9 protein-coding genes are annotated in these 9,877 nt (G+C 69.2%); 4 read left to right on the top strand and 5 right to left on the bottom strand.

Going from position 1 to position 9,877, the window contains the following annotated elements; genetic code table 11:
- Positions 1-186: hypothetical protein (locus VIR15_RS21100; protein WP_331931462.1), on the bottom strand; the 186-nt coding region annotated here is incomplete at its 3' end.
- A gap of 281 nt (positions 187-467) precedes the next feature.
- Between VIR15_RS21100 and VIR15_RS21095 the strand changes: the two genes are divergently transcribed.
- Positions 468-2,216 (top strand): alpha/beta hydrolase, encoded by a 1,749-nt coding sequence (locus VIR15_RS21095; RefSeq protein WP_331931460.1) that lies wholly within the window; start codon positions 468-470, stop codon positions 2,214-2,216.
- Positions 2,217-2,335: 119 nt separating this feature from the next.
- Here VIR15_RS21095 and cysN read toward each other — a convergent pair whose 3' ends face one another.
- The 4 genes from cysN to VIR15_RS21075 all read right to left on the bottom strand — a co-directional run bounded on the left by cysN (position 2,336) and on the right by VIR15_RS21075 (position 5,424).
- Positions 2,336-3,691, bottom strand: a complete 1,356-nt coding sequence (cysN, locus tag VIR15_RS21090; RefSeq protein WP_331931458.1) for a sulfate adenylyltransferase subunit CysN — start codon at positions 3,689-3,691, stop codon at positions 2,336-2,338.
- A complete protein-coding gene (gene cysD, locus VIR15_RS21085; protein WP_331931456.1) occupies positions 3,691-4,680 on the bottom strand; it encodes a sulfate adenylyltransferase subunit CysD in 990 nt (329 codons plus the stop codon). Before cysD ends, cysN begins: the two co-directional genes overlap by 1 nt.
- 88 nt (positions 4,681-4,768) lie before the next feature.
- Positions 4,769-5,158: a type II toxin-antitoxin system VapC family toxin gene (locus VIR15_RS21080; RefSeq protein ID WP_331931454.1), complete on the bottom strand. Its 390-nt coding sequence runs from the start codon at positions 5,156-5,158 to the stop codon at positions 4,769-4,771.
- The gene (locus tag VIR15_RS21075) at positions 5,155-5,424 is read right to left on the bottom strand and encodes a type II toxin-antitoxin system VapB family antitoxin (RefSeq protein WP_331931452.1); all 270 of its coding nucleotides are present in this window, start codon (positions 5,422-5,424) and stop codon (positions 5,155-5,157) included. Before VIR15_RS21075 ends, VIR15_RS21080 begins: the two co-directional genes overlap by 4 nt.
- 181 nt (positions 5,425-5,605) lie before the next feature.
- Here VIR15_RS21075 and VIR15_RS21070 point away from each other — a divergent pair, with 181 nt between their 5' ends.
- The 3 genes from VIR15_RS21070 to VIR15_RS21060 all read left to right on the top strand — a co-directional run bounded on the left by VIR15_RS21070 (position 5,606) and on the right by VIR15_RS21060 (position 9,877).
- Positions 5,606-6,706, top strand: a complete 1,101-nt coding sequence (locus VIR15_RS21070; RefSeq protein WP_331931450.1) for an LCP family protein — start codon at positions 5,606-5,608, stop codon at positions 6,704-6,706.
- A 155-nt stretch (positions 6,707-6,861) separates the two neighbouring features.
- Positions 6,862-8,115 (top strand): glycosyltransferase family 4 protein, encoded by a 1,254-nt coding sequence (locus VIR15_RS21065; RefSeq protein WP_331931448.1) that lies wholly within the window; start codon positions 6,862-6,864, stop codon positions 8,113-8,115.
- Complete coding sequence (locus tag VIR15_RS21060) at positions 8,108-9,877, top strand: glycosyltransferase family 4 protein (RefSeq protein ID WP_331931446.1); 1,770 nt, start codon at positions 8,108-8,110, stop codon at positions 9,875-9,877. Before VIR15_RS21065 ends, VIR15_RS21060 begins: the two co-directional genes overlap by 8 nt.

Genomic DNA, 9,877 nt, shown 5'->3' with positions numbered 1-9,877 from the left:
GGCAGGCGCCTCTGCCTCAGCGCCGCGCATGGTCTCCCTGAGCGGCGGCAGGTCCGCGATCTCCATGGGCTGCACGAACGGGATTACGGGAGCCGGGCCCGTGGGTGAATCGACGACCCGAGCGCTGTACCCGTCCCGACTGCGTTCGAGATCCACCTCGAACTCGTCGTACTCCAGATCCTTCATCGCGGCCTCCCACGCCACGGATGGGGATGGTTCGACGATATGCCCGAGGTGTTCGCTGTCGGACCAGAATCACCGAATCCCGGTGTTGTCCAGAGACCCAGCCATCCCGTGAAGATACGCACGCGGTAGGTAGTCCGCATGCCGCTCGGTTTGTGGTGCGGGGGCGACATGGTGGCCCGGCGGGAAGTGCACACTCGAACAGCAGCCTGCGGAGTGACTGGCCGGCAGCCCGGAGCTGACGATCCCGGGACCCCGACGTCACCGGTACCTACAATCGCGGCATGGAGCGGCCAGGAGAGCTCAACCTGGAGAGGCGGACCGCCCCCGTCATCACCGGTCGGCACGTCGTGCGCGTGGCGAGAGCCGAGGCCGACCGGTTCGGCCTCTCATGGACCGGGCTGCTGTTTGGAGCCGCCTATTTCATCATCGCGCTGTCGCCGAGCCTGCTGCCGCGCACCTGGCTCTATCAGGGCCTGGTCTCCGGTATCTGTGGGGCAGCCGGATACGGCCTCGGGGCGCTGCTGGCCTGGCTCGCGCGCGGGATCAGCCAGCTCCTCGGTCTGCGGATCATCATCGGTGAGGAACAGGGACACTGGCTCCGCGTCGTCTGGGTCGTGCTCCTCGCGGCCGCGTTCGTCTGGGCGGTCATCGCCAACGTGCGGTCGCAGGCAGTCACTGCCGGCGTGGTCCACCTCGCCCCTCTGAGTCCGCTCGACTGGGTCGGCGCGCTCGCCCTGGCGGTGGTCGTCTGGATCGGGCTCGTCGCCGCAGGCCGCGGGACCCGAAGGCTCACTCAGCGCCTCGAGCACCGCGCCGCCAAGGTGCTGCCGACGGCCGCGGCGACCGCGCTCGCCGTGGTCGTCGTCCTCTTCGTCGCGGCGTGGTTCACCGACAGCATCGTCATGCAGCGTGGCGTCGAGCTCTTCGGCCGCTACTCGGCGCACCTCAACGCCCAGTCGCCAGAGGGAAGGAGCCCTCCGACGTCACCGCTCATCTCCGGGGGGCCCGGATCTCCCGAGACCTACTCGACGCTCGGCAATCAGGGGCAGGTGTTCGTCACCCAGACCCTGACACCGGCGCAGATCACCGCGGCGACCGGGGAGCCGGCGATCCAGCCGATTCGCGTCTACGCCGGGGTGCACGACGCCGAGTCGATCGAGCAGACCGCCGACCGGGTCGTCGCCGAGCTGCACCGCACCGGCGGCTTCGACCGCAAGGTCCTCGCTGTGATCACTGCGACCGGCAACGGTTGGGTCAACGACTGGTCCTCGCAGTCGATCGAATACCTCACCAACGGGAACAGCGCGATCGCCTCGATGCAGTACTCCTACCTGCCGAGCGCCCTCGAGCTGCTGACCGACCGGGCCACGCCGAGGGAAGCGGGGCGGGCGCTCTTCGACAAGGTCTATGCCGAGTGGTCGAAGCTCCCAGCGGGCTCCCGGCCGAGGCTCGTCGTGGGTGGCGAGTCGCTCGGGGCCTATGGCGGGCTGTCGACCTTCTCCGACGTGGACGACATGCTGGCCCGGGCACAGGGCGGTGTGTGGAGCGGCACGCCCAGTTTCACCGGGATCGCCGAGCACCTCTACGCCTCCCGGACCCAGGGCTCGCCGCAGATCTCTCCAGTCATCGACAACGGCCTGCACATCCGGTTCGCGACCACGGACGTCGAGCTGACGACGGATTACGTGGGTCGCCCGCTCGGCCGATGGGAGGAGCCGCGGTTCGTGTTCCTCCAGCACCCCTCGGACCCCGTCGTCTGGTGGGGCCCGACCCTCCTCGGCGCCGAACCCGACTGGCTGCGTGAGCCACTCGGCCGCGACGTCAACCCGGACGTCACGTGGATCCCCTTTGTCACGTTCTGGCAGCTGACCACGGACATGGCGGTCGGGCTCAACCCGCCTTACGGCTATGGCCACCGCTACGGCCCCGAGATGGTGCGGGCCTGGGGCGGGGTGCTCGGTGACGAGGCCGGGCGTGACTACGGCCGAATCCTCGCCGCCATCGAAAAGACCGCATCCCGCTCCGAGTGAGGACTTGCCTCACCCGATCGAAAGAACAACTTCCGGGCCGGAAGTTGTTCTTTCGATCGGGAGGAGGGCCCCCGAAGGTGTTCTTTCGATTGGAGAAGGTCGATCAGACAGTCGGGCGGTCAGATGTCGAAGTTCTCGTCGCCTTCGGGCGCCACGGGCACGGGCGCGCCGGACGGCAGGGTCGCCCCGACCATTCCGGCCGCGAGCGTCCTCCCGTCGTGCCCGTCGATGAGCAGGAAGGACCCACCACGACGTGACACGGAATAGTCCTCCACGGGGACCGGCGCAGCGAGCCGCAGTGTCACGCGCCCGATGTCGTTGAGCGACAACGCTTCTGCCGGCACGGCATGAAGGTCGTCGAGGTCAAGGACTCCCTCGATGCTGCGAGCGAAGGCCTGGACAGTCCGGGCTCCGTGCTTGAGCAGCAGCCGCTGCCCGGCCCGGAGCGGCGCGTCTCCCAGCCAGCACACCACCGCAGCAAGGTCCTGCGTGGGCTGCGGCGCTCCATCGACCCCCGAGATGATGTCGCCGCGTGAGATGTCGATCTCGTCCGCCAGGCGCAGCGTGACCGACTGCGGAGCGAAGGCCTCCTCCAGCTCCCGCGAACCGAGATCGATGCCGACCACTCGGGACCGCTGCCCGGACGGCAGCGCGACGACCTCGTCGCCCACGCGCACGACCCCTGAGGCCACGGCGCCCGCGTAGCCGCGATAGTCCCGATGCTCCTCGCCCAGCGCCGCGCCCTGGGGTCGGACGACGAGCTGCACTGGCAGCCGGAACGACTCCTGTGAGACGTCGTCCGACGGCGGCAGCGACTCGAGCAGCTCGAGCAGCGCCGGGCCCGAGTACCACGGCGTCCTCGATGACCGCTCGACGATGTTGTCGCCGTTGAGCGCAGAGACAGGGATGGCGCGGGCCTCGAGGACGCCGAGTTCGCGGGCCACGGCCTGGACCGACGCCTCGACTCGCTCGAAGGCCTCCTGCGAGAACCCCACGAGGTCAATCTTGTTCACGGCCACGACGACGTGCGGCACGCGGAGCAACGCGGCCACGGCCAGGTGCCGACGGGTCTGCTCCAGGACACCCTTGCGCGCATCGACCAACAGGACGAGGACGTCGGCGGTCGACGATCCGGTCACCGTGTTCCGGGTGTACTGCACGTGGCCGGGGCAGTCGGCCAGCACGAACGACCGGCGCGGCGTGGCGAAGTACCGATACGCGACGTCGATGGTGATCCCCTGCTCGCGCTCGGCCCGAAGTCCATCGGTGAGCAGTGCCAGGTCCGCGGCCGCCAGGCCCCGATCGCGCGAGACACGCTCGACAGCCGCGAGCTGGTCCGACAGCACCGACTTCGTGTCATGGAGCAGCCGCCCGACGAGGGTCGACTTGCCGTCGTCGACGGACCCAGCCGTCGCGAGACGCAACAGTCCGCCCTGAGCGAGCCCAGCGGCATACGGCATGGTCTGTGTCGTCATCAGAAGTACCCCTCCTTCTTGCGGTCCTCCATGGCCGCCTCGGAGAGGCGGTCGTCGGCGCGCGTGGCGCCGCGCTCGGTCAAGGTTGAGGCGGCCACCTCGGCCACGATCGCGGCGTTGGTCGCGGCCGGCGACAGCACGGCGCCGGTGCAGGACATGTCGCCCACGGTGCGGTAGCGCACGATGCGGCGCTCAACGGTCTCGCCATCGCGGGGCTGGGAGAACGGCCCGACGGCGAGCCACATGCCGTCGCGCTGGAAGACGGCGCGCTCGTGGGCGTAGTACAGCGGAGCGAGCGGGATGTCCTCGCGCTCGATGTAGCGCCAGACGTCCAGCTCGGTCCAGTTGCTGATCGGGAAGGCGCGCACGTGTTCCCCCGGCCGGTGCCGCGTGTTGTAGAGGTTCCACAACTCGGGGCGCTGGTTCTTGGGATCCCACTGGCCGAACTCGTCGCGGAGGCTGACGATGCGCTCCTTGGCGCGCGCCTTCTCTTCGTCGCGCCGCCCGCCACCGAAGACGCCGTCGAAGCGGTGCTCGTTGATCGCGTCGAGCAGCGGGATGGTCTGCAGCGGGTTGCGGGTGCCGTCGGCACGCTCACGCAGCCGCCCGTCGTCGATGTAGTCCTGCACCCGCGCGACCTCGAGGCGCAGCGCGAGCCGCCTGACGGTCGCGTCCCGGTAGTCGAGCACCTCGGGGAAGTTGTGGCCGGTGTCGACGTGGAGCACGGGGAACGGGATCGGTGCCGGCCAGAACGCCTTGGCCGCAAGGTGCAGCATGACGACCGAGTCCTTGCCGCCGCTGAAGAGCAGCGCGGGCCGCTCCAACTCGGCGGCGACCTCGCGGATGATCTGGATGGCTTCCGCCTCGAGCGCGTCCAGCTGGCTCAGACGTCTGGCGGGCTCATGCACGGTGTTGCCGTATGCCGCTGGGCTCACTTCCGCACGAGCCGTGACCTCATGCCTCAGGCTGGGGACATCGGTGATCGTCATGTGATCGAATCTATAACCGCTGATTATGCACACCTATCGCGGTCCACCATCCGGGCCATTCCCACGTGCGCCATGGGAGATGCCGTCATCAGTACCTCGCCCGCGCCACATCCGTGTGGGTGAAGTCGTCACCGGTGAAGAGCAGTGGCTCTCCTGCCGTCACCGACAGTGCATAAGCGAAGCAGTCGCCGAAGTTGAGACGGGCCTGCGCGCCCGAGCCTCGGCCATAGCGACGATAGGCGGCCCGCGCCACCGCGCCTTCGCGCACTGACACCGGGACCACTTCGATGGTGAGCGCTTCGATGATCCGGTCCAGGCGCTCACCGTGGGCGCTGGACCGGGAGTCGGCGACGATCGTGACCTCGAGCCAGTTCGCGACGGACATCCGGCATTCCGCGGCCGCGACGGCGGCGAGGAGGCGCTTCGCGTCAGGTTCGTCGTTGACGATGGCCATGAGAGCTGACGAGTCGACGATCACTGGGGCAGCCCTGTCGCCTCGTCATAAAGGTCTTCGACGGTGCGGGTGACGCGGTGCTCGTTGCCGGGATCGTCCTGGTACTCCTGAACGAGACGCGTGACGAGGTCGACCTTGCGAGCCACCCCCGCCTCGAGCGGATCGGCGCCATACGTGCGAAGGAGCAGCTCCAGGGCTTCCTCGATGGCGCTGGTCTGGTTCTTGCCGGTCACTCGGGCAGCCTCCCGGGCAAGCGCGTGAACCCGTTCGTTCTTGATGTTCAGGCCCATGGAACCAGTCTACCCAAACGTGCATCTACCCTTCTACCAAGCAGCGTTTTGGTGATCACATGCCTCGATCCGTGGAAGGTTACCTACGGTGGGTACGTGGGCCTCCTTACACAGGTCCGAAGGAGCCCGCGGCGCGAACTGCACTCTCGACGAGTAAGGCTCGGCTTGCTTCCATGGCGGCTTGACCAACCGCCTAGACTGTCGCCTCGTGTCCTACCACGGCCCCTCCACCTCGACCGACGACGATTATCATTACGGCCCTGACGACGCGGATGACGATCTCCTCCAGAGCAGGCCGAGTCGCCACGACCTGCACAAGAAGCAGCGGGAGAAGAAGCGCAACCGGCGGGTCCTCGTCGCGGCGCTCGTCCTGCTCCTCGTGCCCGTCCTGGCTGTCGGGGGCTACCTCGTCTGGCTGAACCAGATCGTGTCGTCGAACATCAAGCAGGAGCAGCTGCTCCCGGACGTGCCGGGGCCGACGAACGAGGCTGGCGAGACGATCGTTCAGCCGGCCGGCAACGGGACGAACTACCTGCTCATCGGCGGCGACGGCGCGGCCGACCGGACCGGCGTCCGATCCGACGTCATGGTCCTCGTCCACGTTCCGGAGGACCGGCACAACGTCACCCTCATCCACTTCCCGCGCGACCTCTACGTGTCGATCCCAGACCGCGGCAAGAACAAGCTCAACGCGGCCTATGCGTTCGGCGGCTCTCCCCTGCTCGTCCAGACGATGCAGAACCTGCTCGGCGTCGAGATCGACCACGTCGCCATGGTCGACTTCGAGGGCTTCAAGCGGATGACCGACGCCGTCGGTGGAGTCGAGGTCAAGGTCGAGGAGGGCTCGACCGGCAACGGGCGGACGTTCACCAAGGGCACCATGCACATGGACGGCGAGACCGCCCTCATCTTCGTCCGCCAGCGCAAGCAGCTCAGCGAGGGCGACATCTCCCGCGGCAAGCGTCAGCAGGCCTTCATCAAGGCGCTCATGCTCAAGACGTTGAGCGCGGAGACCCTGACCAACCCGCTCCGGCTCAAGGACTTCCTCGAAGCGGCGACGAGCAACCTCACGGTCGACCAGAAGCTCGACGTGGGCACCATGCGGTCCGAGGCCTTCGCCATGCGCAGCCTCCGGGGCGGCGACGTGCGCTTCATCACGGCCCCGTTCAGCGGCTTCGGCACGAGCCCCGAGGGCGCCTCGATCGACGTCGTGGACCAGGCCAAGATGGCCGACCTCGGCGAGTCGATCCGGACGGACACGCTCGACGACTACGCCGACTGATTTGTTCCGGCCAGCGATCGATGAGTCATCGCCCATGTCGGTCCGACACGAGTCGAGCATTCTGTCCCGGTCCGATACGATTCCGCCCACAGGGGGCGCACAGGGGCGTTCCACGATCACAGAAGTCGTCACGTGTCGCAGACCGCCATGCACCAATGAGGATTCTCCTCCTCACCCACCACTACGAGCCGGAGCTCGGCGCACCCCAACAGCGTTGGGGTGCTTTCGTGCGACGGTTCCGTGAACGCGGCCATCACGTCACCGTCGTCACTCCCCCGCCGCACCAGCCAGACGCGATCCTGCAAGGCGACTCCAGCCGCCCGGGCCCCGGGCAGGTGCACCTTGGACGGTACGGCGAGGTCGTGCACCGGGTGCGCTTCAGCACACAGGGCCACGCCCTGGGTACCCGGATCGCCGACCAGGTCGTCTCGGCGGCCGACACGACGCGCCTGTCGATCGCCCGTCTGAGCCGGCACCGGCCCGACGTCGTCGTTGCGACGGCTCCCGCCATCCCCACCCTCGGTGCCGGAGCTGTGGTCGCGAGGGCGCTCCGGGCCCCTCTCGTCACCGAGATGCGCGATGCGTGGCCAGACCTGCTGGCCGTCGCTGACGAGTGGGACGAGGCAGCCGCGCCACCGAGTCGGACCCGCCGAATCGTGCGCTCTCGGCTCATCCGGGCCGCGAGCCTCGGTGTGTCGGCCATCCAGCGGACATCCGCAGCGGTCGTGACCACGACGGACACCTTCGCCGAGGCACTGCGCGACCGCGGCCTCCGTGAGGTGCACGTCATCCGCAACGGCGCCCACCCGATCCCCAGATATCCCAGGCACCTGCCCCGCGTGCCGGACGGGGAGCTGCACGTGCTCTACCTCGGGACCGTCGGTCGGGCGCAGGGCCTCGGCTCCGCCGTGCTGGCCGCTCGTGAGGCACACTTCGCGGGCGTGCCCGTGCGCCTGCGCATCGTCGGTGCCGGCGCCGAGTACGACGCCGTCGCCGAGATGGCCGCGAAGGGCGACGTTCCGATCGAGATGGTGGGGCAGGTGCCGCGATCCGAGGTGGCCGAGCACTACGCCTGGGCGGACACGCTCCTCGTGCACCTTCGGCCGTGGCCGGCGCTCACCGTCACCGTGCCCTCGAAGCTCTATGAGGCGATGTCGATCGGCCTCCACATCACTGGCGCGGTCGAAGGAGAGACGGCAGGCATCATCCGCGACACCATGGCCGGCGTGACGGTGACGCCGGGTGATCCGCATGCGCTGGCAGACACGTGGGCAAAGCTGGCGAACGACCCCAGTGCCCTGGTCGTCGGCGACGAGCCGGCTCGGTGGACCCAGTTCCACGCCGACGACGACAGCCTGGCCACCCGATACCTCGCCGTCCTCGAGCGGATCGCCGGTGGGCATGACTGATCGGCTGCCCCAGCTCCTCCCGGCGGCCCGCAACCTCGTCCTCCTCGGAGGCACCGCCGTGCGCCACGCCCAGGACGACCCGATGCTCCTCGCGGTGCAAACGCTCCGGCGACTGCCCGCACCGATCCGCTCCCGGGTCGCGTCGGCGCTGCTGTCCGGCGGCTCCGCCGCCTCGGTGCGGCATGCGCTCGCCCACTACCTCGCCGACCATCCGGCCGATGCCCGCTCCTCGTTGAGGCGGGTCAACCCGCGATCGGGATTCGCCCGGAGAGTCGCAGCAGAGATCAACATCGCCCTCGGCGGCAGCGCGCCGATTGACGCCGCTCCCCTGCTGCTGGCGCGGTCCGCCTGGCAGCGTGGTGAGGTCAGCCAGGCGGCCGCGGCCGCCGCTACGTCGCCGCGCCGCGGCGCCCAGAGGTATGCCGCTGTGCTCGCTTCCGAGCGCGACCTCCTCACGCCGGGGTTTCGTCTACGGATCCCAGCCACCCGCTCAACGGAAGGGGTATCGGGGAGCGAGCTCAGCGGCATACGACCATTTCATCTACTCATCAACTCGCTGCCCTGGACGCAATCCGGCTACTCCCTGCGCAGCCACGCGATCCTGCGCGCGCAAGCGGCGGCCGGGATGGCCGTGGAGGCGATGACGCGAATCGGCTACCCCGTCGTCGTTGGCTTGCCGCAGGCTCGTGACGTCGACGTCGTCGACGGCATCACGTACCGACGCCTCGTTCCCCGGCGGCTCGCCGCCACCCCGACCGGGCGGCTCGAGCAGACGGTCGACGCGGTCGTGGGGCGGGCTCAGGAGTTCGGCGCGACGGTGATCCACACGACGACGCACTACCCCAACGCGCTCACTGCGCAGGCGGTCGCGGGCGCGCTCGGGGTCCCGTGGGTCTATGAGGTGCGCGGGCAGCTGGAGAAGTCATGGGTCGCGCGGCGCCCTCCCGAGGACCAGGAGCGGGCCGCGACGAGCGAGCGCTATGTGATGGCCCGGGCCCGCGAGGCCGAGCTGTCAGCGGCGGCCGACCATGTGGTGACGATCTCGCGTGCGCTGCGGGACGACCTCATCGCGGTGGGCGTGCCGGCGGAGCGCATCTCGCTCGTGCCCAACGCGGTCGACGCGTCGCTGCTGGACCGGTCGGCGAACGGGACCACGCCGTCACGGGCGCGGGCCCGGTTGGGGCTGCCCGAGGACGGCTTCTGGGTCGGGACCGTCTCGTCGATCGTCGACTACGAAGGGCTCGATGTCCTCGTCCGGGCTGTGGCGCTCCTGCGGCAGGAGGGCTTGCCGGTCCGGTGCGCGATCGTCGGTGACGGTGTCGCTCGGCCCGGGTTGGGGAGGCTGGCCGAACGGCTCGGCATCGAGGACCTCGTGATGCTGCCCGGTCGCGTGCCCAGGGACGAAGCGATCGCGTGGCACCAGGCACTTGATGCGTTCGTCGTGCCGCGGCTCGACACCGAGGTGTGCCGCACGGTGACGCCGCTCAAACCGATCGAGGCGATGGCGCTCGGACGGCCCGTCGTTGCCTCGGACCTGCCGGCGCTCGCGGAGGTCGTGGCGGACCCGGCGACGGGGCTTGTCGCGGCGCCCGGCGACCCAGTGGCCCTCGCCGCCGCGCTGCACCGATTGGCAGCGGACCCGGATCTCGTGGCACGGTTGGGCGGCAATGGCCGGCGCTTCGCACGGACCCGCACGTGGGAGGCCCAGGCGGAGACGTACCGGACGATCTACGAGCGGTTGGGAGTGCGCCATGGCGCGTGA

It is taken from the genome of Intrasporangium sp., assembly GCF_036566125.1.
In the GTDB taxonomy this organism is placed as follows: Bacteria; Actinomycetota; Actinomycetes; order Actinomycetales; family Dermatophilaceae; genus Intrasporangium.
Note: the sequence above shows the minus strand (reverse complement) of the source record. Positions and strands in the feature narration are given on the sequence as shown.